Origin of the sequence: Sulfurimonas sp. (genome assembly GCF_041563035.1) — a bacterium.
GTDB lineage: Bacteria > Campylobacterota > Campylobacteria > Campylobacterales > Sulfurimonadaceae > Sulfurimonas.
Map to the genome: position 1 here is coordinate 1 of NZ_JBFFNS010000028.1, position 21,011 is coordinate 21,011.

The window sequence follows — 21,011 nt, forward strand, 5'->3', positions numbered from 1 at the left end:
AAAAGTGATTAAAAAATCAAAATCACCAGCTCTTGTATCGTGTCCACAGCGTCGTGGTGTTTGTACTCGTGTTTACACAACTACACCAAAAAAACCTAACTCGGCTTTAAGAAAAGTTGCAAAAGTTAGATTAACTTCAGGTTTTGAAGTTATTTCTTATATCGGTGGTGAGGGTCATAACCTTCAAGAGCACTCAATCGTTCTTGTTCGTGGTGGTCGTATTAAAGATTTACCTGGTGTTAAGTATCACATCGTTCGTGGTGCATTAGATACTGCTGGTGTTGCTAATCGTATGGTTGCTCGTTCTAAATACGGAACTAAGAGACCTAAAAAATAGTCATAAGACTAGAATATTCAAGCTAGCTACAGGATAAACTTTAAGTAGTTTATTTTGAGTAAATTTGAGAAAATTGAAGAAAAGGAAATTCTAAATGAGAAGAAGAAAAGCTCCCGTTCGTGAAATTATGCCTGACCCAGTTTATGGAAGCAAAGTTTTAACGAAATTTATAAATAAAATTATGTTAGATGGTAAAAAATCTACAGCAGAAAAGATCATTTACAGTGCAATGGATATCATTAGCTCTCGTGGTGAAAAAACTGGTATAGATACATTTAATGAAGCTATTGAGAATATTAAACCTATTATTGAAGTAAAAAGTCGCCGTGTTGGTGGTGCTACTTATCAAGTTCCAGTAGAAGTACGCCCGGTACGTCAACTATCATTGTCTATCAGATGGTTAATTGATTCTGCTCGTAAGAGAAATGAAAGAACTATGGCTGAGAGATTAGCAAACGAATTAATGGATGCATCATCTGACAAAGGTAATGCATTCAAGAAAAAAGAAGATACTTACAAAATGGCTGAAGCAAATAAAGCATTTGCTCACTATCGTTGGTAATATTCTATTTTCAACGTTAAGGGAAGTAATTCCCTTAACTTCGTTAACACTAGGTTTTACTCAACGTAAAGCTAAAATTTGCTTGCAAATTTTTTAGTGTTAACAACAATATTGACACCTCTTTTATAAATAAAGTATCTTTACTTATAAAAGAGGTTATCTCTCAACTAATATTACAAGGTACTAAACATGGCAAGAAGTCACAAATTAAATGATGTAAGAAATATCGGTATTGCTGCACATATTGATGCAGGTAAAACTACAGCAACAGAAAGAATTCTATTCTATACTGGTGTTGAGCATAAAATTGGTGAGGTTCATGATGGTGCTGCTACTATGGACTGGATGGAACAAGAACAAGAGCGTGGAATTACAATTACTTCTGCTGCAACAACTTGTGAGTGGGAAGGCAAACAAATCAATATCATTGATACTCCGGGCCACGTTGACTTCACTATTGAAGTTGAGCGTTCTATGCGTGTACTTGATGGTGCTGTTTCAGTATTCTGTGCTGTTGGTGGTGTTCAGCCTCAATCAGAAACAGTTTGGAGACAGAGAAACCGTTATAAAGTTCCATCAATTGTTTTTGTTAACAAAATGGATAGAACTGGTGCAGATTTCTATGAAGTTGAAACTCAAATTCGCGAAAGACTAAAAGGTAATCCGGTTCCTATTCAATTACCGATTGGTTCTGAAGCAGAATTTGACGGTGTTATTGATCTTGTTCAAATGAAAGCTATTGTTTGGGATAAAGATGCTGCTATGGGTTCAAACTACCATGTTGAAGAAATTCCAGCTAATTTACAAGACAAAGCTGATGAATATAGAGAAAAACTACTTGAGTCTATCTCTGAAGTAGATGGCAATGATGAATTTGCTGAAAAATTCTTAGAAGGCGAAGAGATTTCTAACGAAGAGATTGCTGCTGCAATCAAACAAGCAACTCTAAGTATGGCAATCGTTCCTATGACTTGTGGTACTGCATTTAAGAACAAAGGTATTCAAACTCTACTTGATGCTGTTGTTGCATATTTACCTTCTCCTGTTGAATCAGCAGCAATCATGGGTACTTTAATGGATGATGAAGAAGTGGAAGTAGAAGTTCCTTCGACTGATGATGGTGATTTTGCTGCATTAGCATTCAAAATCATGACAGACCCGTTTGTTGGTGTACTGACATTTATCCGTGTTTACCGTGGTTCATTAGAATCAGGTTCATTCGTTCACAACTCTACTAAAGATAAAAAAGAGAGAATTGGTCGTATTGTGAAAATGCATGCTATCAAGCGTGAAGAAGTTAAAGCGATATATGCAGGTGAAATCGGTGCTGTTGTTGGTCTAAAAGTAACTACAACTGGTGATACTTTATGTGTTGGTGAAGAAAAAGTTGTTCTTGAGAGAATGGACTTTCCAGAACCGGTAATATCTGTTGCAGTTGAGCCAAAAACTAAAGCTGATCAAGAAAAAATGGGAATTGCACTAAGTAAACTAGCTGCTGAAGATCCGTCGTTTAGAGTTCATACAGATGATGAAACTGGTCAAACTATTATTTCTGGAATGGGTGAACTACACCTTGAAATTCTTGTAGATAGAATGAAAAGAGAATTTTCTGTTGAAGCTGAAGTTGGTGCTCCTCAGGTTTCTTACCGTGAGTCTATTAAAGATGAAGTACAACAAGAGTACAAATATGCTAAGCAATCTGGTGGTCGTGGTGCATTTGGTCATGTTTACCTTACAATTAAACCAGGTGATACTGGAACAGGTTTTGTATTTCACAATGAAATCAAGGGTGGAGCAATTCCAAAAGAATTTATTCCTGCTGTTGAAAAAGGTTGTGCTGAAACTATGGGCAGCGGTGTACTTGCAGGTTACCCAATGGAAGATATGGATATTACACTTTATGATGGTTCATATCACGATGTTGACTCAAACGAGATGGCATTTAAACTTGCTGCTTCAATGGCATTTAAAGAGGGTTGTCGTAAAGCACGTCCATCAATCTTAGAGCCAATGATGAAAGTTGAAGTTGAAGTTCCTGAGGACTATATGGGTGACGTTATCGGTGACCTTAACCGTCGTCGTGGTCAAATTAACAATATGGGTGACCGTTCAGGTAACAAAATTGTTGATGCGTTCGTTCCACTTGCTGAGATGTTTGGTTACTCAACTGACCTTCGTTCTGCAACTCAAGGACGTGCAACATACTCAATGGAATTCGATCACTATGAAGAAGTTCCTAAAAATGTATCTGAAGAAATTCAGAAAAAGAGAAATGGGTAATATAACCTTTCCTCACTCAACACTTCTTCTTGGAAGTGTTGAATTTGTCTAAACCTACCTTTTATTTTTTCTCAAACAACTTAGCAATAAAACCAGAAACAGCTCTTAGAAAAAAGAGTATTAAGTATACAAAAAATGTATATAGTAGTGGATGTATATAGTTAGCCTTATCTTGCATAAGTCCAAGTCTAACAATTGGATCACTTAGCATATCTGGATGCATAAGAAAAATCAGCAACGTGAGCAAAGCCGTGTATATAATCAGTTCTTTTTTTAATATATCAATCATGTGATAATTCTATCATTATTATTCTGATATAATACGAAAAAATAAATTTTATGGATATTTTATGATTAAATTAGTTACATTAGCTCTTTTAGCAACATTTTTAATGGCACAAAATCCTAAAGTATACTCTGCACTTGGTGATGTCATATATGATAATGTGGAAAATATTGAGAAGCTTAAAGATATATCTGAATTTTCTCAGTTTGAAAAAAAAATAGATTCATATGTTAAAGAAGTTTACAAAGCTAAAGATATAGGGTATGCTATAGAAGCTGGTGATAAGAATATAGACAAGAAAAAGTATTTAGAAACTATTAGAGAATTATCAAAAACAAATGATTTTTTTCATAGAACTACTGTAAGCTCTTATAAATCTTCAATAATAAATCAAGATAATATATTGTTCTCTAAGACTATTAATTCAGGACTTATTGATACTAAAAAATATAAAGCTGAGATTTTAGAGTACTATTTTGCACACTGTCCTGAGATGAATGCAAGTGGTGTTATACAAAAGTATTTAGATGAAGATGAGATGCTAGAACAAAAGCAAAATCTATCTAGGAAACCTGCTTTAAGTAAAAAACAAATTCAAGAAGCAAAAATAAAACGTATACGTGAAAAAGATAAAGCTAAACAAGAATCAATACAAAAAACTTTAGAAGAAGAGCTGATAAAAAAGAAGAGCGATATTCGTAAAGAACAAGTAGAAGAGTTGACTAAACCCAAATAAATTCCTCATCTTCCTTAGGTCTTCCCTGTAGTGTCAGAAATGGTTTGTAATCTGCCTTATATGATAGTGATGAACAATCTTTTACATAGTAACCTAAATATATCCAATCTTTATCTTGTGCCTTAGCAAATTTTATTTGAAAAAGAAGAGATAGTTTTCCAAGGCCATACTTCATATAATCAGGATCATAGTAGAAATAAATAGAAGATATACCATCTTCAAGTATATCGATTAGATCTACTGCAATAAGCCTATCCTCATGATAATATAGTACTTCATATCCAAAACCATTATGACCGTTTACAAAAGAGCTGTAGTAGCTTTGAGGGTTTGTTTGGCTGTGATCCCAATCTTTTCTTTCTTTCATATAAAGATGATATTTTTCAAAAAGATCTAAATGTGCTTGAGTCATAGACGGTATTTGTATATAGCTTTTTATAAATTCTGCTTTTTTTATAACTCTTCTATGTGATTTGGAAAATTCAAAATTTTTTACATCTATTTTTATGCTTTTACATTCATCACAATGAGCGCATATAGGCCTGAAATACATCTTGCCAAATCTTCTATAACCTCTTTCTATAAGTTCTTGACACTGGTCTGCATCACAGTCATCTATGACTTTATAGTGAGTAGTTTGTTTCTCATCACTCAGATATGAACATTTATCATCAAGTGAAAATTCTTTAAGTAGATTCATATAGTGATTTTGACATAATTTGTATTACAATTAGTAAACTAAAAGGTGAATTTTGGAATTTTTTGAGAAAAATAAAATAATTATATTTAGAAGTGTGGGTGTCTTTATGCTTCTAGTTGGTTTTGTTGTACATTTTTGGGTTACACCCAAAGAGGGAATAAGTAAAAATGAAATTGCTGCAGCAAATGTAGCAAGAATGGAAGCAAAGGTAGCCGGTGGTTCAGGAAGTAGCTCAGAAGCACCAAAGAAGAAAGACGCATCAAAATATCTAGAAGAATTTAAAAATACCAAAGCTAAGCAGATGCAGTACTTAACAATCATAGCTATGATGGCAGGTATCGGATTTTTAGGTTATAGTTTTGTGAGGAAAAAAGAGGAGTAAGGTTTAGTTCTAGTTATTTTCGCTGGTTCCATCTCTCCCGAGATGGAACAAACATAGTCTCTACTTTGAGCTCCCGTGAACATTTTTCTTTGAAAAATATTCCATACGCTCAAGACTATGCCTTATTCTGTGCTATAAGTACTTCTTCTATAAGTTTATCTATATCTCCATCTAAGATGCCAGATATATTTGAGTGTGCTATGTTGCTTCTTGTATCTTTAACCTGTTGATATGGTTGCATAACATAAGATCTTATTTGATGTCCCCAACCTATTTCACTCTTTGCAACACCTGCAGCTTCAGCTTTTTGAGCTTCTAGTTCCAGCTCATAAAGACGAGATTTTAGCATCTTCATGGCAGTTGCTTTATTCTTATGCTGAGACCTGTCATTTTGACACTGAACCACAACTCCTGTCTCTATGTGGGTTAGTCTTATAGCAGATTCCGTCTTGTTTACATGTTGCCCGCCGGCACCACTTGCACGGTAAGTGTCTATTCGAATATCTTTATCTTCAACTACAATGTTAATATCGTCGTCTATCTCAGGTGAAACCATTACAGAGCTAAACGAAGTATGTCTTTTTGCATTTGAATCAAACGGTGAGATTCGAACAAGTCTGTGGATACCATTTTCCACTTTTAAATATCCATAAGCATTTTCACCTTTGATGATTATGGACACATCTTTAATCCCGGCTTCATCACCAACTTGATAGTCTAAAACCTCTACACAAAAGCCATGTCGCTCAGCCCATCTTTTATACATACGTAGTAGCATCTCAGCCCAGTCTTGTGACTCTGTTCCACCAGCCCCTGGATGGATAGAAAGAATAGCGTTATTGGAGTCAGTTTCGCCACTTAAGAGAACTTCAACTTCCATATTTAGTATTAGTTGTTCTAGTTCTTCACTTTCACTAAAACACAATTCTATAGATTCTTCATCATTTTCTTCTTTTGCCATTTCATAAAGTTCTTTTGCCTCTGTCAAGGCATCTTTAGCTATAGAAAATTTATCCAGTTTTCTTTGAAGCTGAGTTTTTTCTTGTTGAATTTTAGCAGCATTCGCAGCATCATTCCAGAAATCTTGAGAATTTTCTAATTCCTCTATCTCATCTAGTCTAGTTTGCAGTTTATCAGGTTCTACAACACCTGTGATGTTGTCCATTTTTAAATTTAAATTTTTTAAGAGTTCCGTATATTCGTAATTATCCATAAATAAACCTATTTGTTATATAATGCGATTATATTAAATTGAGGCTTAAAATGAAGATTATATCTACTCCAATAGAGTTAAAAGAGTATTTGAAAAATTCTAATAAAACAGTTGGATTCGTTCCAACAATGGGTGCTTTACATGAAGGTCATATTACTCTTATAAAAGAAGCAAGAAAAGCCAATGAACTTGTTGTTGTCTCTATCTTTGTCAATCCAACACAGTTTTTAAAGGGTGAAGATTTAGACAAATATCCTAGAAAAGACGAAGCAGACAAAAAAATATGTGAGCTTAGCGGAGTTGATATTCTATTTTTCCCAGATGCTGGCAGCATATATGGTGATGATGAAGTAAGTATTAATGCACCAAAGGTACGTGGGTTTGTATTAGAAGGTTTTAGTCGTCCAGGACATTTTAACGGAGTACTTACAGTTGTTATGAAACTCTTAAATATGGTAAACCCAACAAGAGCGTATTTTGGTAAAAAAGATGCACAACAATTGAATCTTATTAGTTTAATGGTAAAGCAGTTTTTTATGAATGTAGAAATTGTTGGTGTTGATACAGTCAGAGAGAGTGATGGACTGGCTCTTAGCAGTAGAAATGTATATCTCTCTACTAAAGAGAGAAAAGAGGCTCTTAAAATATCATCATCACTTCAAACAGCTGCAAAGATGATTTCAAAAGATGTACTCAATGTAGATGAAATCATAAAAAAAATGAGAGAAATTCTAAATCCGCTTGAGATCTACTATGTGGAAGTGCTTAACCATAATTTTGAGATAGTTAAAGAAGTAGAGCTTGGAAATACAGTTATTTTAGTAGAAGTTAAAGTTGGTACTACGAGATTACTTGACAATATCTGGCTTTAGGTAACCTTCTTCAACCATAATATCTACAGCCTTTTTGTAGACAGGAACAGCAGTTTGAGCTGCAAACTGGCTACTCTCTGGTTGAACAACAACAACCCCCATAGTGTACTTGTTTTGTTTGTCGTTGGTAAAACCTAAAAAAGCAGTGTTATATTTGTTAACATATTCTCCATTTTCAACAATATGTGCTGTCCCTGTTTTCCCACCAATAACTAAACCATCTATTTTTGCTTTTTTACCGGTTCCCTCATTTACTGTTTTGATTAAAATCTTTTTAACTCTATTTGCAGTGGAACTTTTAATTACTTGTATTTGTTCTTCATTTTCTATAGGAATATTTTGACCTCTTGCATCTATAAAGTTACTGACTATTTTTGGAGTAATAATTCTACCATTATTGTTAAATGCACTATATGCACGTATAAGTTGCAGAAGGTTTACTCTCATACCATAACCATAAGATGATGTAGCTTTGTATATTTCGTTATTAAGTCTTTTGATACTTGGGACTGATCCGACTTTTTCATAGATAAAATCGTTGGTAGATTTTTTTGTAAAACCAAAACTTTTGTAACCTTCGTGAAGCTCAACTCCAGATAGTTTTTGAACAAGTTGAGCAATACCTACATTGGAAGAATGCACAATAACATTCTCTGCACTGAGCCAGTCAAATTTATGTTCATCCGTTATAACTTTTCTTCCTATTTTAAAGCGACCATTATGCCCGTTTACCAAGTCGTAAGGGTTTACAAGACCTTTATCAAGAAGTAGAGCAAAAGTAATAGTCTTTACAACACTTCCAGGCTCAAAACTATACTCTGAGATAGCACTGTTTAGAGATGGATAATCACTTCTTTTGATACTCTTTGGCAAAAATCTGTTTGAACTGGCCATAGTAATTACTTTTCCATTTGTGGAGTTCATAATAACTATAATAATCTGCTTTGCTTCTAGCTCTTCTTTCATTGAGTCAAGCATCTTTTCTATTCTTATTTGAAGACCTACAGGAATATTCAGTTTTATATCTAGACCATTGATATTTGGTTTAGAAAAACTCTCTTTATTTAAAATTATATAGCCATTTATATCTCTTTTGCCTTGGCTTATCTCATCTTGTCTAGCTCCAAGAGCAGATTCAAACCTTTTTTCTAAGCCTTTTACACCTTTTATGTATGTATAGCCATTTTCTTCTAGTTTATGAGGGTAACCGATAATAGGAGTCATAAGATTACCGTATGGGTACTCTCTACTCTCTCCACTCTCAATCACACTTAGTCCATGAAGAGTTGATTGACCAGTGCGAGGATTTTTTTTCTCCACAAAAACTTTATAACGTCTTAGCTCATATGCCAGTTTTTTAAGATACTGCGCCCTTTTTTCAGGAATGTTGTAGCTAAGAACAACAACCCCTTTTCTTTTAGAGAGCCTTTTTTTTATATCTTTTGAGCTTATACCTGAATAGATGCTAAAGAGTTCAACAAAAAGTTCAATTTTTTGAGGGTCTATATAGTGAGTGTTAACAACAGCTTTGTATAGTTTTATAGTAGTAGCTATATGAAAATTGTCGGCACTGATAATTGAGCCTCTTTGAGCTTTAGAAGAGTCTTTTGTGTAGAGGGATGGCAAGTCTCGAGATTTTAAAACTGTTAGAAGCATAACGCTTAAAAAGATAATAAATCCAATACTGATAAGTGTATACAGTAGAAATATTTTTTTACTTTTATTTTGGTTTTTCATTGATTACACTTATTTGTATTTTTGAAATGATTATAACATAAGTTGTTAATACCATTAGCTTTGTAAAAGCTAATGCTTCAGTGACCACAGCGGTCAAAGCGAGGCAAAAGAGATGAGTTCCTTTTACGAAGTTATAATAGAAATTATAATTGTGTTCTACCTAACTCTTTATAGGCATTAAGAGCTTTGTTTCTAATTTCAAGCATTAGTTTCATACTTGTTTCAGCTTTTCCAATTGCCAGTGCTGCTTGATGAAGGTCTTTTACCTGCCCTGTAGCCATATCACCAATAGCTTTCTCGCTTGTTTCTTGAAGTTCATTCACTTCATTTAGTGCTGATTTTAAATGCTCTGCAAAGGCTTCACCACCACCTTCAACTTTGCTTTTTTGTTTTAAAAGCTCGGCTGTTGATGTTCCTGATAAGCCGTTAACTTTTCCAAATTCACTCATTTTTCTTTACCTTTACTGCAATAACGAAATCGCAGAGTTTGCCATATTTTTCGAACTCTCAAATGCAGCTACATTTGCTTGATAAGAACGAGTCGCTTCTACTAGATCGGCCATTTCGATAACAGGATTAATATTTGGATACGCAACGTAACCATTTGTATCTGCATCTGGATGAGACGGATCAAACTTCAGTTTAGGTTCACTGTCATCTCTTGAGATCTTATCTACTACTACACTCATTATAGCAGGATTCACCTTTTGGCCAAAATCGCCTTCATTTAGTGGATCTTCATATTTTGCACTCTCAGTCATCTTTCCAAGTGCTTTGTTGAACTGCTCATTAAAGTCGATAGCTTTAAAAACAACTTCTTTTCTTCTGTAAGGACCACCCTCTTCAGTTCTGGTTGTTTGCGCATTAGCTATATTTTGAGAGATAGTATTTACACGAACACGCTGTGCGCTTAGTCCATAACCGCTAATATCAAAACTGCTTAAAAAGCTCATAACTTATCCTATTGTACTTTTGATGATGCGTCAATAACACTTTTAAAAATCATGCTATCTTTTTTGTTTGCTTGAATTAGAGCGTTGAACATTACTGAGTTTTTACTCATCTCTGTAGTCTCAACATCTAAATCAACACTATTGCCATCATTTCTTGCCATATGTCCATCTCTGTAAAATGTCGTAGGCTTGTAGTTGCCTTTTTCATTGTGAAGAGGAATATGTGCACCATTTGTTTGAGCCAGTGCTAGTTTATCACTGCCTTCGTTTAAGATGTCAGCTTTCTTTGCGGCTAAAGCATCTGCAAAACTTATATCTCTTGGTCTATAAAAAGGAGTGTCGGCATTTGCGATGTTTGAAGATATCATATCTTGTCTCATAGCTCTGTAATCAAGTGCATCTGAGATCAATCCATGTGTACGTGATATTTCAATGCTCATCTTAACTCCTTCATTTTGTTATAGTATAAGCAAGTTTAGTTCCAAAAATAAGAAGTTATTTATTGTTTGTGAATTTTTTATAACAAAATATATAATAACGGTAAAATATGTAATTTTAAGCAAAGTTTAATGTTATCTGGCGGATAATTGTTCTACGGTTACTAGAGTAGCCCATTTTTTTTAATTCAAGGAGTCTCTTATGAAAAGAGCTGGTTTTACTATGATCGAATTGATCTTTGTTATCGTTATTTTAGGTATTTTAGCTGCTGTGGCTATTCCAAAGCTTGCTGCTACTCGTGATGACGCTAAAGTTTCTAAGGGTGCTACTGAACTTGCAACATTAGTTGGTGATATTGGAGCTTATTATACATCAAAAGGTACTATGGCTACAGATTATACGGCTATGACAAGTGTTAAGCTTGGTGGTTCTACTGATATGAATAGTACTGCTTCATCTTTTACTTATGAAGATTGTATTAGGATAGTACCAACATCAAGTATAGGTGGTGCAGCAGATGGTGTGAATATCTTCTTTGACCAACCTGGTACTTCAGTTTGTGCAGGTATCGCAGCAGCATCGAAAAGATTGACAGGTTGGACTGATGCTACAACTGATTCAAATCAATCACATGTTTTTGGTGGAACAGGTGTGATATACTAATCCTCACCTTTGCTAGTTCCCACGTTCCGAGACTGTGAAAGAACTTCTTCTTTCCAGTCTCATTTTCCTATATCAGTAAGATTATTATTTCTAAATCCGTATATGATATTTTTTTTGAAAATAAAGACCATATATTGCATATTATTGGTGAGATAAAGAGCTATTTCTTCTATTATATCTTGTAGGTTTCCATCTTTTAGTGCTATTAACAGTTTTCTAAATAGAACAATCCCTATCAAATTTAACAATCTTTTTAAAATTATAGGTAAATATTATCAAAGAATTTTCACCTAATACTTTCTCTTTACCTCTTACTATAAAATGATTCCAGCCTAAAATTATTTTTATTGTTCCAAATGGATGTTCAACTATTGAACCTCGTTTTTTAATCATATCCTTTGATTCTTCTGTTTTCATTTTAATGGAATGTTCTTCCATTATCTCTGCATGTTCGCATCTAAAGATACTCTTATATGGTGTTTTACTTGGCAAGCATTGATATCTTAATGGACAAGCCTTACATATTGCGCTTGCTCTACTATAAATGAAATTTACTTTTCCATTATCTCTGATTTGAGCAACTTTTCTTTTAGAAAGTATCTGATTATTTAGACAGATATAATTATCATCACTCTTATTATAAACAAATTTATATCTAGTAAATTTACCTGTATCTTTTTGCTTTTGGTGCTTATTTGAAAGAGGCACTATTGGAGTAATATTGTCATCATAACACTTTTTTATTTCCATAGCATTATCATAGCCCATATCAGCAACAATAATTAAATTGTTTTTTTCAATTATCTCTTTCAGTTGCATAGCCATTCTATGAAGTTGATTTGAATCAGAACCCTGAGTTGATATGTACTATCAACAACAATTTGAGAATTATAAGCCATTAAGTGATGTGCAGGTTTACGCATAAGCGTTGCATCTTTATCAGTTCGATTATATTGCGTCTTACCTAAATCATCTAATAATTTTAAATTATCTGACAACTCTTCTTTCTTGTATTTCAGTTTTCTTAAATCTTTTGGTAATTTTGAGAGAATATTTAAGGGTTATTTCTCTTTATCTGAAAAGTCTAATGTTTTTAAATATTCACTGATTTGATTATCTATTTCTACTAAATCTTTCTCTAAACTATTTTTAGAAGCATTAGCCCTTAAAAATGCACCATCTACTGCTACAATATTCCCATCTATCAAATCTATGTTTTAACGCTTCATAATTATCTTTTCTAAAATTAGAGATTGTTTTATAACTGGGAGTAAGTCCTTGTGTTAGCCACATTAATTCTATATTTCGTTTAGACTCTTTCTTAATAGCTCTTGAACTTCTTATTTTATTGATATAACTATAGATATAAATTTTAATAAGTAATTGTGGGTGAAAAGCTGGTTATCCATCATTGGAGCTTTTAGAGAGGTTTTTAAATCCTAGTTCTGATAAATTGAGTATATCTACATAGCTATCTATACCTCTTGCCGGGTTAATATCATCTATATACTCATCTAAACTTGGAGGAAATAATAGTTGTTGTTTACGATTCAAGCCTTCTTTATAATTACCACTCATCAAAGCCCTATATTACGAAGTTTTATGACGATATTATACTGTTTTAGGGGTTAAAAGAACCCTCATTTAAGAGTTCTTTTAGAAAGTTCTTTCACAGTCTCTCTACTTGGGAATACATACTAACCAAATTTTTTTCTCTTTAAAAATCATAAACACAAAACTTTAAACTAAAATAATCTAAATAATGTTAATATAGTAGATTAAATAATCCAAACAATTTTTCCAAGGAGTTCCTAATGCAAAAATCAAAGAATGCTTTTACAATGATAGAGATGGTATTTGTTATTGTTATCTTAGGTATTTTAGCGGCTATAGCTATTCCAAGATTTGCAGCTACTCGTACAGATGCTGAAATAGCAAAGGGTCGTTCAGACATTGCTTCCATTCGCTCGGCGATTGTTAATGAAAGACAAACACAACTTATTAGAGGTGTTAGCACATATATGCCTAGACTTAGTACAGGTGTAGCAGGTGATAATCTTTTTACCGGCAGCGATGCCAATAGAACACTTCTTATGTATGGAATATCTGCTGATGAATGGCAAAATACAGCCACAAATGCAGGTACATCAGATACATATACGATCACCATTAATGGAGTTAGCCTTACTTTTACATATACTGTAGCAGACGGAAAATTTAGTTGCAGTACTACAGCTGGAAATGATGCTCAAGACGCATTGTGTGAAAATCTTATAAACTAGATATATATTATTGAACTTTTATAACATCTCTCTTATTGGCTCACCTCTTGAGCCATTTACATACAACTCATCAGAAGAAATAAATATAGGCACTAAAGTAAGTGTAAATGTTAGAAATAGAACTGTATATGGTGTTCTTCTCTCAAAAATAGATGAACCAGAATTTAAAACCTTAGAGATTTTAGAGCATAGTGACTCTATTTACTCAAAAAAACAAATAGAGTTAGCCAAGTTTATCTCTACATATTATGTATGTTCTTTAGGTGAAGCTCTTGGTATTATGACTCCTTTTTCTACATCTCATAATAACTCAAATATTAATAATATAATAGAACCATTAGATAGCAAAATAGAACTCTCTAAAAAACAAGAAGATGCTCTAGTATATTTAAAAGATCACAAAACTTCACTTCTCTTTGGTGATACAGGAAGTGGAAAGACTGAGATATATATGAAGTACTTTGAAGAGATGATAGCTTCAGAAAAATGCTCCATATTTTTAATGCCTGAAATCTCATTAACGCCTCAAATGAGTCAAAGATTAGAAGAACATTTTGGTGAGTCAGTAGTCATGTGGCACTCAAAACTTACACCTCTTCAAAAAAGAAAAGCTCTTGAAAAAATATACGACGGTAGTGCTAAAATAGTAGCAGGTCCTCGCTCAACTCTATTTTTACCGATAAATGACTTAGGCTTGATTGTTGTAGATGAAGAACACGATGACAGTTATAAATCATCTTCAAGACCTCGTTACAATGCTAGGGATATAGCTATATATATGGGAAAACTTTATGATGTGCCTGTTGTTTTAGGAAGTGCTACGCCATCTTTAAACTCTTTTACAAAGTTCCCGTACTTTAGACTTAAGGGAGGTTTTTTTAGTGCAAACAGAGAGTTTATTTATGAAAAGTCAGCCGAAGCTTTATCTCCACTTATTTTACAAAATTTAAAAAGCACTTTAGAAGCAAAAGATCAGGCAATAGTTTTTCTTCCAACCAGGGCAAATTTTAAGTATCTTATTTGTCAAGATTGCGGTCATACTACTCAGTGCGTGTTTTGTAGTATAGGTATGAGTATTCATCAGAAATCTCGTGCTTTGAAGTGTCACTACTGTAACTATACTCAAGCTATTCCTCAAGTCTGTAGTGAGTGTAGAAGTCCATCACTGGTGAGTTCACGACTTGGAACTGCTGAGGCAGTGAAAGTAATAAGTGAAGAGTTTGCAGATGCTAATATAGAACAGTTTGACAGAGATGCCATCACAACAGCGAGTAAACTAAAAAAAGCTCTAGAGCGTTTTAACTCTCATGAGACAGATATCCTTATTGGTACTCAGATGCTGAGCAAGGGGCACGATTATCACGGTGTTACTTTGGCAGTTGTCCTAGGTATGGACAATATGTTAAATATGAGTGATTACAGAGCCAGAGAAAAGGCTCTTTCTTCACTTATTCAAGTCTCCGGTAGAAGCGGAAGGGCTAAAAATGCAAAAGTTTTAGTACAAAGTTTCAATGAAGAGTTCTTTAGTGCTTATATGAATAATTATGAAGATTTTTTAGAAGAGGAAAAAATATATAGACAAGATCTATATCCTCCGTATAAAAAGCTTTGCCGAGTTCTATTTTCTCATAAAAATGGAGCAAAGGCACAAGAGCAGATGCGTAAGATGCAGGAGTTGTTATCTCGTGAACCAAATATAGAAGTGGTCGGTTCTGGAAAGTGTGCAGTTGAGAGAATAGCAAATAAGTATAGATTTGAGATACTTCTTCGTTCGGATAAAAGTACGGACTTAATTAAAGCAATATCTAGATGTAAAGTGGACTTAGCAGAAGTAGATATGGATCCAATCGAATTTGCCTAAGCCCTTGAACGCAGGGAGTATTTTTCAAATAAAAATATTCGCCGTAGTTCAAAAACAGGGGCTTAGGTAGTACGCCAAAGCTAATGGCATTTATTCTCAAAAAACCAGTAGATAGACAGCATTACTCCCGTGGTTTTTTGATAGCTTTCATCAAACATAAAACTTTTTGATTCATGAGTTGGGATGAAAATTACTTCTATCTCTTCTTCCTCTAGACCACCGCCTTCGTGAACTTTCATATTCTCATCTATCTCGGCATAATAAAGAGTCTGATGAGTTCCAGAGATGCCGACACTGGTATAAAAAGAACTGATTTTCTCGAGATTTTCTACAGGTACATCATAACCACACTCTTCTAAAATCTCTTCTTTTGCTATTTGTGCGTTTGTAGTGTCTTTATCTACAATTCCTGCACACAGCTCATACATCATGCCGTCTACTTTGTTTTTATTAAGAACTGTAGCTCTAAGCTGTTTTACAAGTACAAAAGCATCTTGCTCTCTGTGCCAAAGAAGTATGGCAACACTATCATGGCTTATGACCGCTTCCCAGACTTTTTTCTTCTTGTTTTGAGTGTAATTTATTTTTATGGGTTTTATAAATCTTGGATTAGAGAGTTGCTCAATAGAATCTATTTTACTCACAGCTTCCTCCATTATAAAAATAACAAACTTTTTCTACTTTTTGGGGTTTTTTAAATGGAGTTAGATTTGTCAGATGCAGGTTTACGCTTTGATCATAATTTTCTTTGAGTTTTAAAAATGCTTTTCTCTCTTTGCCTTTTAGTTTCTTTGTTGTCACTTGTACAACGCGAAGAGGATTTATGGCACGACTGTGTTTTCTAAGCTCGAAGTGAAGGTGTGGGCCAGTTGAGCGACCTGTATTTCCAACATAACCTATAGTATGACCTTTTTTAACATACTTGCCTCGTCTGATACCTCTGCGAAATGATTTTAAGTGAGCATATCGTGTCTCATATCCATCTGCATGGCGTATTTTTATAAGGTTTCCGTAGCTTCCAAGTCGGCTTGCATGGGTTATTGTTCCGCTTCCTGCTGCAATAACAGGCGTCCCACGCCTTGCAGCATAATCAATCCCTAGGTGAGCTTTCCATTTTTTTAAAACGGGATGAAATCTTCTTTTAGTAAAATAAGAGGAAAGCCTTGCTCCCCGAACTGGACGAGCAAGTAAGAATCCTTCTACTTCATGCCCTTTTTCATCATAGTATCTTTCATCATCATTTAAGTAGATAAAGTGCTTCTTCTTTCGCATCTCAATCATGGCAACCTTTAGTGTAGGCATAGAAAAAGGACGACCTAGACGATATTTTTGATCATATACCATGACTAGAGTGTCGCCACGTCTGAGATCTCTTTTGAAGTTTAGTGAGTTTCTAAAATTTGATACAAATATCTGAGCCAGTTTTTTTGAACCTGTTGCTTTGATGATATCATAGTAAGGTGAGTTGTTTATTGTAAGTGTAAAGGCTTCTGTTTTTGTGTTACTAACAATAGGAATCGCTTCAAAATGATACTCATCTTTGTGCTTATAAATATGTATTTGAAGTTCATCATTGAGAGGAAGTAAGACTTGCTCGATAACGCCATTATCATCTTTTAATATTTGGCAGTGAACACCTGTTCTCATCTCTTCTGTCAGTCTTTGATCATCTTTGTCAAGGTCGTAGTATAGCTTTTTTGCAGGGAGATTTTGCTTTTCTAAAAATATGAGATACGTCTCACCGTTCGGCCAGCGAAATCTTTCAACTTGAGAGGAAAATAGAGTAGTCGTAAGTAAAAAAAGTAGAAAAAATCGTATCATTAATTAACCATAAATATTAAATTTTTAAAAATAATTTAGAAACTCTAACAAAAGTTGGCTTAGTATGAGGTTTGCTTTGCTATAATCGCGTTATATAATTTAAAAAGAGAGTCAATGAAGTATATAATTTTAGTTTTAGTCCTTGCCTTACAGCTGTCGGCTGGAGTTGTGAAATCGCCTCTTATTAGTGTTGATGAGAAAAGTAATATTGCTACGATAAAAATAGATAAGATTGATGTAGGTATGAGTGGTTTTATATCTCACAAAATTGCCGAAGACCATACAGTTATTTTAAAAAATATCCTAGTAACAGATTTTGATGCAAAGAGTAAAACAGCAACTCTTAAAATGAGCACGTATGATGCTCTAAGAAACAATGCTTTACCAAGTGGCAGATGGACAGTAGCTATTGGTGATGAAGCTATTTTGGCTTTTGGATATACAAGAGGTACGTTAATCTCTCCAAATGAAGAGATTTATCATAGAATCACAAGAAGTGTAAAAGATCTACAGTGGGTTCACCCGGATATTTTTGCTACTATTTTATCTTTTAACGGGCATCCAACACCTCTTAGAGAAGATTTTACTAAGCTTTCTATATCAACTTCTGTAGGTCTGGTATTTATATATCTTGAGGAGAAACTCTTTACTATAGATGCTAAAAGTTTTAAGATTTTGACTATAACAGATGCGCAGCTTAAACAAGATAGTACGCAGTTGCCTTTTTACACAAGGATAGAAAAGATAGAAGCAGCATGGTGGGGAGAAGGAAGTAATGAGCTGGAATCTTATGAACCTTACTACTATGAGCTTTTAACAGAGGCTAATCCAAACAACAAAGAGTTACAAAAAATAGTTAATAATTTCAAAGCAAAGGCTTCAAAATGATTGATTCAAAACATACAGAATATTTTACTAACATTGTTGGAGATGATAATATTTATATCGATAAAGCGCACTTAATTGCATACTCTTATGATGCAACAAGAGAACACTTTGAACCGGATGCTGTAATTTTCCCAAGAAATGAAGAAGATATCAGTGCGATTTTAAAGTACTGTAACGAGCATAAGATTATTATAGTTCCTCGTGGAGCAGGTTCAGGTTTTACTGGTGGAGCACTTCCTAGTTCTGGCGGTATCGTTTTAGCTATGGAAAAACATATGAACAAGATCTTAGAAATCGATATGAAAAATATGGTTGCAATCGTTCAACCAGGTGTTATCAATATGGATCTTCAACGTGCTGTAGAGGAGGTTGGACTCTTTTATCCGCCAGATCCAGCTAGCCAAGAGTATTCAACTCTAGGTGGAAATGTAAGTGAAAATGCCGGTGGTATGAGAGCTGCAAAATATGGAATTACTAAAGATTACGTAATGGCAACTCGTGCAGTTTTACCAAATGGTGATATTATAAAAGCCGGAAAGCGTACTATTAAAGATGTAGCAGGTTACAACATTAGCGGTATTTTAATAGCATCTGAGGGAACTCTTGCAGTTCTTAGTGAAATCACGCTTAGACTTATTCCAAAACCAAAACTTACCAAAACTGCGATGGGAATTTTTCCTACTGTAAATGAAGCAATGGAAGCTGTATATAAAACAATGGCAAGCGGCATCACCCCTGTTGCTATGGAGTTTTTAGACAACTTGACAATACGGGCGGTTGAACAGACTTTTAATAAAGGACTCCCCGTAGATGCAGGAGCACTTTTAGTTACGGATGTTGATGGAAATTTAGAAGATGATCTAAATTATCAACTGGGACAAATTGAAAAAGTTTTCCGTGAGAACGGTTGTTCAGAATTTAAAATCGCAAAAGATGATAAAGAAGCTGCTGATATCTGGTTCGCCCGTCGTAATGCATCTCCTGCTCTAAGTGTTTATGGAAGCAAGAAATTAAACGAAGATGTAACAGTTCCTCGTGCAGTTTTACCTGAACTACTGGAGAAGTTTTATGCTATCGCTGATAAATACCAAATCAACATACCATGTTTTGGTCATACGGGTGATGGTAACGTACATACAAACGTAATGGTGGATGGAAGTGACCCCGAGCAGGTTAAGATAGCTTATAAGGCCATAGAAGAGGTTTTTCAAGCTACTATTGATTTGGGTGGAACACTAAGTGGTGAACATGGTATCGGTCTTGCAAAGGCACCTTATATGTCAATGGCATTTACAGACGAAGAGATGAACTTATTTAAGTCAATAAAAATGGCTTTTGACCCTAACAATATTTTAAATCCTGCTAAGATGGGGTTAAGCTAAGGAACTAGTTATGATTAGCAAAAAGATAGATTTTAATTATATTTATAGACATGTAAAGTTTTTTATAAGTACATTTGTCGATAAAGAATTAACTCTATTTGCAGCTAGTCTTAGTTTCTATACTATCTTTACTATTATTCCTCTGCTGCTTATTATGTTAACTCTTTTAACATCTATGCCTTCGTTTGCAGATCATTATGAGACGATTAAAACATTTATATTTTCCAATCTGATGCCTGTAAATTCTGAAGCTATAATGGGTCATATTGATGGTTTTCTAGCAAACTCAGCAAAAATGGGAGTTATTGGTCTTGTCATGATTTTGGTTGCTTCACTTCTGTTTTTTAAAAACTTTGAGTATATTGCAAACAAGATTTTTCATGCAAAATCAAGAACACTTTGGGAATCTGTCACTACTTATTGGACAATGCTTACTCTCACCCCGATTGCCCTTGGTGCATCTTTTTACATTACTGCACAGTTGGCAATAATGATAGAGTCAAACACTTTGACATCTGGTGTTAATATTCTTCCAATTATTCCTTATGTAATTATCTGGGCACTATTTTTTCTTATTTTTCAAATTGGTGCAAATACAAAGATAAATCCTAGAGCATCTTTTATCAGTTCATTTATCATCTCCATAGTATTTAGCATTTCTAAAAATGCCTTCATAGAGTATGTTTTTTATAACAAAGCATATACAACCATGTATGGTTCTTTTGCCATTATGATGTTCTTATTTTTATGGATTTATGTATCGTGGATTATTTTTATATATGGACTTAAACTATGTTATATGATTAATCGCGTATATCAAAAAAGAGAAGCTAAGAGCGAGTAAAAGCCAGACAAAACTCTTTTTATATATGCTGATCAGTGATAGAACAATATGAAATACTAGCCATTTAATATCTAGATCTACGCTTGTTTGACTTTGAGCCAATAAGATAAAATTTTCCAAAACTCCATCAAAAAGATTTCCAAAACCAACCAGATGCAAGAAGATACTAAGAGGATAAAAGATTGTAAATAGTGTTGTCCAGATTATTGATAGTGGGTGGTAGATGCTAAAGTTAGAAAAGATAGCTAAAGAGAAAGGTAACATTAAAATATATACCCAAAACGGGATAATTATAAATTGCCATATTTTACTTAGATGCTTGAAGTGAATGAGAAATAAGAAGATGTAAAATACACCGGATATTGATAACCAAAACCCAAGTGAAAATAGAAGTTTTGGAAATATAACTAAAAGCAGTATACCTGTTAGTAGAAGTGTCTGCATCGAGATTATTTTAAAACCTCTATCATAAACTACAAAGCCGATAATAAGCATTGAAAAAGCACGAAGTAGGGAAGGTGGAGAGCCTAGAAAATTTAGATACAGAAGTAAAGAAAAAGCAACTACTAAAAATATGTCAGACTTGGAGTTTCTGTATGGAAAATATCTGTTTTGAAAAAAGTTATATATAGGTCTTATTAAAAAGAAAAGAAGACCACTGAGTACTCCCAAATGAAATCCGCTTATAGCCAATAGATGCGATACTCCAAGAGTAGAAAAAGTAGTTTGCAAATCTTTATTTAGCGGAGCAGCACTAAAGAGGGCTTGATATAT

Annotated in this window: 26 protein-coding genes; 12 read left to right on the forward strand and 14 right to left on the reverse strand. The window is 34.1% G+C overall.

Translation table 11 applies throughout. The features are described 5' to 3' along the window. The 3 genes from rpsL to fusA all read left to right on the forward strand — a co-directional run. Positions 1-337, forward strand: a 337-nt coding sequence (gene rpsL / locus ABZC13_RS12830; protein WP_373004617.1) for a 30S ribosomal protein S12, incomplete at its 5' end; no start/stop codon positions are given. Between the two features lie 94 nt (positions 338-431). Beyond that, positions 432-899 carry a 30S ribosomal protein S7 gene (rpsG, locus tag ABZC13_RS12835; protein ID WP_373004621.1) on the forward strand — a complete coding sequence of 156 codons (468 nt, stop codon included), beginning with the start codon at positions 432-434 and terminating at the stop codon, positions 897-899. A 189-nt stretch (positions 900-1,088) separates the two neighbouring features. Further along, complete coding sequence (fusA, locus tag ABZC13_RS12840; protein WP_373004624.1) at positions 1,089-3,179, forward strand: elongation factor G; 2,091 nt, start codon at positions 1,089-1,091, stop codon at positions 3,177-3,179. Positions 3,180-3,240: 61 nt separating this feature from the next. Here the strand turns inward: fusA and ABZC13_RS12845 are convergent, their stop codons facing one another. Next, a complete protein-coding gene (locus ABZC13_RS12845) occupies positions 3,241-3,468 on the reverse strand; it encodes a hypothetical protein (RefSeq protein ID WP_373004627.1) in 228 nt (75 codons plus the stop codon). Between the two features lie 61 nt (positions 3,469-3,529). On the opposite strand from ABZC13_RS12845, the gene ABZC13_RS12850 reads away from it, so the two are divergent. Further along, entirely contained in the window at positions 3,530-4,201 is a 672-nt protein-coding gene (locus ABZC13_RS12850; RefSeq protein ID WP_373004630.1) for a hypothetical protein, read from the forward strand. Here the strand turns inward: ABZC13_RS12850 and ABZC13_RS12855 are convergent. After that, positions 4,188-4,901, reverse strand: coding sequence for an arginyltransferase (locus tag ABZC13_RS12855; RefSeq protein ID WP_373004633.1), 714 nt, complete (start codon positions 4,899-4,901; stop codon positions 4,188-4,190). The genes ABZC13_RS12850 and ABZC13_RS12855 overlap by 14 nt on opposite strands. 52 nt (positions 4,902-4,953) lie before the next feature. On the opposite strand from ABZC13_RS12855, the gene ABZC13_RS12860 reads away from it, so the two are divergent. Continuing rightward, positions 4,954-5,283: a hypothetical protein gene (locus ABZC13_RS12860; protein ID WP_373004635.1), complete on the forward strand. Its 330-nt coding sequence runs from the start codon at positions 4,954-4,956 to the stop codon at positions 5,281-5,283. A 115-nt stretch (positions 5,284-5,398) separates the two neighbouring features. On the opposite strand, the gene prfB is transcribed toward ABZC13_RS12860, so the two are convergent. Beyond that, positions 5,399-6,496, reverse strand: a complete 1,098-nt coding sequence (prfB, locus tag ABZC13_RS12865) for a peptide chain release factor 2 (RefSeq protein ID WP_373004638.1) — start codon at positions 6,494-6,496, stop codon at positions 5,399-5,401. Positions 6,497-6,546: 50 nt separating this feature from the next. On the opposite strand from prfB, the gene panC reads away from it, so the two are divergent. After that, entirely contained in the window at positions 6,547-7,368 is an 822-nt protein-coding gene (gene panC, locus ABZC13_RS12870) for a pantoate--beta-alanine ligase (protein ID WP_373004641.1), read from the forward strand. On the opposite strand, the gene ABZC13_RS12875 is transcribed toward panC, so the two are convergent. From ABZC13_RS12875 to flgB, 4 genes are all read right to left on the reverse strand, one after another. Continuing rightward, entirely contained in the window at positions 7,345-9,105 is a 1,761-nt protein-coding gene (locus ABZC13_RS12875) for a peptidoglycan D,D-transpeptidase FtsI family protein (RefSeq protein WP_373004644.1), read from the reverse strand. The two genes, panC and ABZC13_RS12875, sit on opposite strands and share 24 nt — an antisense overlap. Before the next feature lie 143 nt (positions 9,106-9,248). Further along, on the reverse strand, positions 9,249-9,554 hold the full coding sequence (fliE, locus tag ABZC13_RS12880) for a flagellar hook-basal body complex protein FliE (RefSeq protein WP_373004647.1): 306 nt from the start codon (positions 9,552-9,554) through the stop codon (positions 9,249-9,251). A 12-nt stretch (positions 9,555-9,566) separates the two neighbouring features. Further along, positions 9,567-10,058 carry a flagellar basal body rod protein FlgC gene (gene flgC, locus ABZC13_RS12885; RefSeq protein ID WP_373004650.1) on the reverse strand — a complete coding sequence of 164 codons (492 nt, stop codon included), beginning with the start codon at positions 10,056-10,058 and terminating at the stop codon, positions 9,567-9,569. An 8-nt stretch (positions 10,059-10,066) separates the two neighbouring features. Then, complete coding sequence (gene flgB / locus ABZC13_RS12890) at positions 10,067-10,498, reverse strand: flagellar basal body rod protein FlgB (RefSeq protein WP_373004653.1); 432 nt, start codon at positions 10,496-10,498, stop codon at positions 10,067-10,069. A 199-nt stretch (positions 10,499-10,697) separates the two neighbouring features. Between flgB and ABZC13_RS12895 the strand changes: the two genes are divergently transcribed. Continuing rightward, the gene (locus ABZC13_RS12895) at positions 10,698-11,159 is read left to right on the forward strand and encodes a type II secretion system protein (protein ID WP_373004656.1); all 462 of its coding nucleotides are present in this window, start codon (positions 10,698-10,700) and stop codon (positions 11,157-11,159) included. Between the two features lie 216 nt (positions 11,160-11,375). On the opposite strand, the gene ABZC13_RS12900 is transcribed toward ABZC13_RS12895, so the two are convergent. The 4 genes from ABZC13_RS12900 to ABZC13_RS12915 all read right to left on the reverse strand — a co-directional run bounded on the left by ABZC13_RS12900 (position 11,376) and on the right by ABZC13_RS12915 (position 12,737). After that, entirely contained in the window at positions 11,376-12,023 is a 648-nt protein-coding gene (locus tag ABZC13_RS12900; protein ID WP_373004689.1) for a transposase, read from the reverse strand. 197 nt (positions 12,024-12,220) lie between these two features. After that, entirely contained in the window at positions 12,221-12,367 is a 147-nt protein-coding gene (locus ABZC13_RS12905) for a hypothetical protein (RefSeq protein ID WP_373004659.1), read from the reverse strand. Then, entirely contained in the window at positions 12,318-12,536 is a 219-nt protein-coding gene (locus ABZC13_RS12910; RefSeq protein WP_373004692.1) for a transposase, read from the reverse strand. The genes ABZC13_RS12905 and ABZC13_RS12910 overlap by 50 nt, the downstream gene beginning before the upstream one ends. A gap of 24 nt (positions 12,537-12,560) precedes the next feature. After that, a complete protein-coding gene (locus ABZC13_RS12915) occupies positions 12,561-12,737 on the reverse strand; it encodes a hypothetical protein (protein WP_373004662.1) in 177 nt (58 codons plus the stop codon). A gap of 236 nt (positions 12,738-12,973) precedes the next feature. On the opposite strand from ABZC13_RS12915, the gene ABZC13_RS12920 reads away from it, so the two are divergent. Both ABZC13_RS12920 and ABZC13_RS12925 read left to right on the forward strand, forming a co-directional pair. Beyond that, on the forward strand, positions 12,974-13,441 hold the full coding sequence (locus ABZC13_RS12920) for a prepilin-type N-terminal cleavage/methylation domain-containing protein (protein ID WP_373004665.1): 468 nt from the start codon (positions 12,974-12,976) through the stop codon (positions 13,439-13,441). 10 nt (positions 13,442-13,451) lie between these two features. Next, the gene (locus ABZC13_RS12925; protein WP_373004669.1) at positions 13,452-15,302 is read left to right on the forward strand and encodes a primosomal protein N'; all 1,851 of its coding nucleotides are present in this window, start codon (positions 13,452-13,454) and stop codon (positions 15,300-15,302) included. Between the two features lie 80 nt (positions 15,303-15,382). Here ABZC13_RS12925 and ABZC13_RS12930 read toward each other — a convergent pair whose 3' ends face one another. After that, positions 15,383-15,946: an NUDIX domain-containing protein gene (locus ABZC13_RS12930; RefSeq protein WP_373004672.1), complete on the reverse strand. Its 564-nt coding sequence runs from the start codon at positions 15,944-15,946 to the stop codon at positions 15,383-15,385. Beyond that, complete coding sequence (locus tag ABZC13_RS12935) at positions 15,939-17,123, reverse strand: peptidoglycan DD-metalloendopeptidase family protein (RefSeq protein ID WP_373004675.1); 1,185 nt, start codon at positions 17,121-17,123, stop codon at positions 15,939-15,941. Before ABZC13_RS12935 ends, ABZC13_RS12930 begins: the two co-directional genes overlap by 8 nt. 114 nt (positions 17,124-17,237) lie before the next feature. Between ABZC13_RS12935 and ABZC13_RS12940 the strand changes: the two genes are divergently transcribed. From ABZC13_RS12940 to ABZC13_RS12950, 3 genes are read left to right on the forward strand one after another with little or no spacing between them, the layout of a single operon-like run. After that, on the forward strand, positions 17,238-18,011 hold the full coding sequence (locus ABZC13_RS12940) for a plasminogen-binding N-terminal domain-containing protein (protein WP_373004678.1): 774 nt from the start codon (positions 17,238-17,240) through the stop codon (positions 18,009-18,011). Then, complete coding sequence (locus ABZC13_RS12945; RefSeq protein ID WP_373004681.1) at positions 18,008-19,393, forward strand: FAD-linked oxidase C-terminal domain-containing protein; 1,386 nt, start codon at positions 18,008-18,010, stop codon at positions 19,391-19,393. Before ABZC13_RS12940 ends, ABZC13_RS12945 begins: the two co-directional genes overlap by 4 nt. A gap of 10 nt (positions 19,394-19,403) precedes the next feature. Then, entirely contained in the window at positions 19,404-20,237 is an 834-nt protein-coding gene (locus ABZC13_RS12950) for a YihY family inner membrane protein (protein WP_373004684.1), read from the forward strand. Here the strand turns inward: ABZC13_RS12950 and ABZC13_RS12955 are convergent. Next, positions 20,184-21,011: ComEC/Rec2 family competence protein (locus ABZC13_RS12955; protein WP_373004686.1), on the reverse strand; the 828-nt coding region annotated here is incomplete at its 5' end. The genes ABZC13_RS12950 and ABZC13_RS12955 overlap by 54 nt on opposite strands.

Coding starts and splice junctions, on each gene's coding strand:
- ABZC13_RS12895 (WP_373004656.1), top strand. CDS start 10,698: ATGAAAAGAGCTGGTTTTACTATGATCGAATTGATCTTTGTTATCGTT.
- flgB (WP_373004653.1), bottom strand. CDS start 10,498: ATGAGCATTGAAATATCACGTACACATGGATTGATCTCAGATGCACTT.
- fliE (WP_373004647.1), bottom strand. CDS start 9,554: ATGAGTGAATTTGGAAAAGTTAACGGCTTATCAGGAACATCAACAGCC.
- prfB (WP_373004638.1), bottom strand. CDS start 6,496: ATGGATAATTACGAATATACGGAACTCTTAAAAAATTTAAATTTAAAA.
- ABZC13_RS12920 (WP_373004665.1), top strand. CDS start 12,974: ATGCAAAAATCAAAGAATGCTTTTACAATGATAGAGATGGTATTTGTT.
- panC (WP_373004641.1), top strand. CDS start 6,547: ATGAAGATTATATCTACTCCAATAGAGTTAAAAGAGTATTTGAAAAAT.
- ABZC13_RS12935 (WP_373004675.1), bottom strand. CDS start 17,123: ATGATACGATTTTTTCTACTTTTTTTACTTACGACTACTCTATTTTCC.
- ABZC13_RS12845 (WP_373004627.1), bottom strand. CDS start 3,468: ATGATTGATATATTAAAAAAAGAACTGATTATATACACGGCTTTGCTC.
- ABZC13_RS12855 (WP_373004633.1), bottom strand. CDS start 4,901: ATGAATCTACTTAAAGAATTTTCACTTGATGATAAATGTTCATATCTG.
- rpsG (WP_373004621.1), top strand. CDS start 432: ATGAGAAGAAGAAAAGCTCCCGTTCGTGAAATTATGCCTGACCCAGTT.
- ABZC13_RS12875 (WP_373004644.1), bottom strand. CDS start 9,105: ATGAAAAACCAAAATAAAAGTAAAAAAATATTTCTACTGTATACACTT.
- ABZC13_RS12850 (WP_373004630.1), top strand. CDS start 3,530: ATGATTAAATTAGTTACATTAGCTCTTTTAGCAACATTTTTAATGGCA.
- ABZC13_RS12940 (WP_373004678.1), top strand. CDS start 17,238: ATGAAGTATATAATTTTAGTTTTAGTCCTTGCCTTACAGCTGTCGGCT.
- ABZC13_RS12950 (WP_373004684.1), top strand. CDS start 19,404: ATGATTAGCAAAAAGATAGATTTTAATTATATTTATAGACATGTAAAG.
- flgC (WP_373004650.1), bottom strand. CDS start 10,058: ATGAGCTTTTTAAGCAGTTTTGATATTAGCGGTTATGGACTAAGCGCA.
- ABZC13_RS12915 (WP_373004662.1), bottom strand. CDS start 12,737: ATGAGTGGTAATTATAAAGAAGGCTTGAATCGTAAACAACAACTATTA.
- ABZC13_RS12945 (WP_373004681.1), top strand. CDS start 18,008: ATGATTGATTCAAAACATACAGAATATTTTACTAACATTGTTGGAGAT.
- fusA (WP_373004624.1), top strand. CDS start 1,089: ATGGCAAGAAGTCACAAATTAAATGATGTAAGAAATATCGGTATTGCT.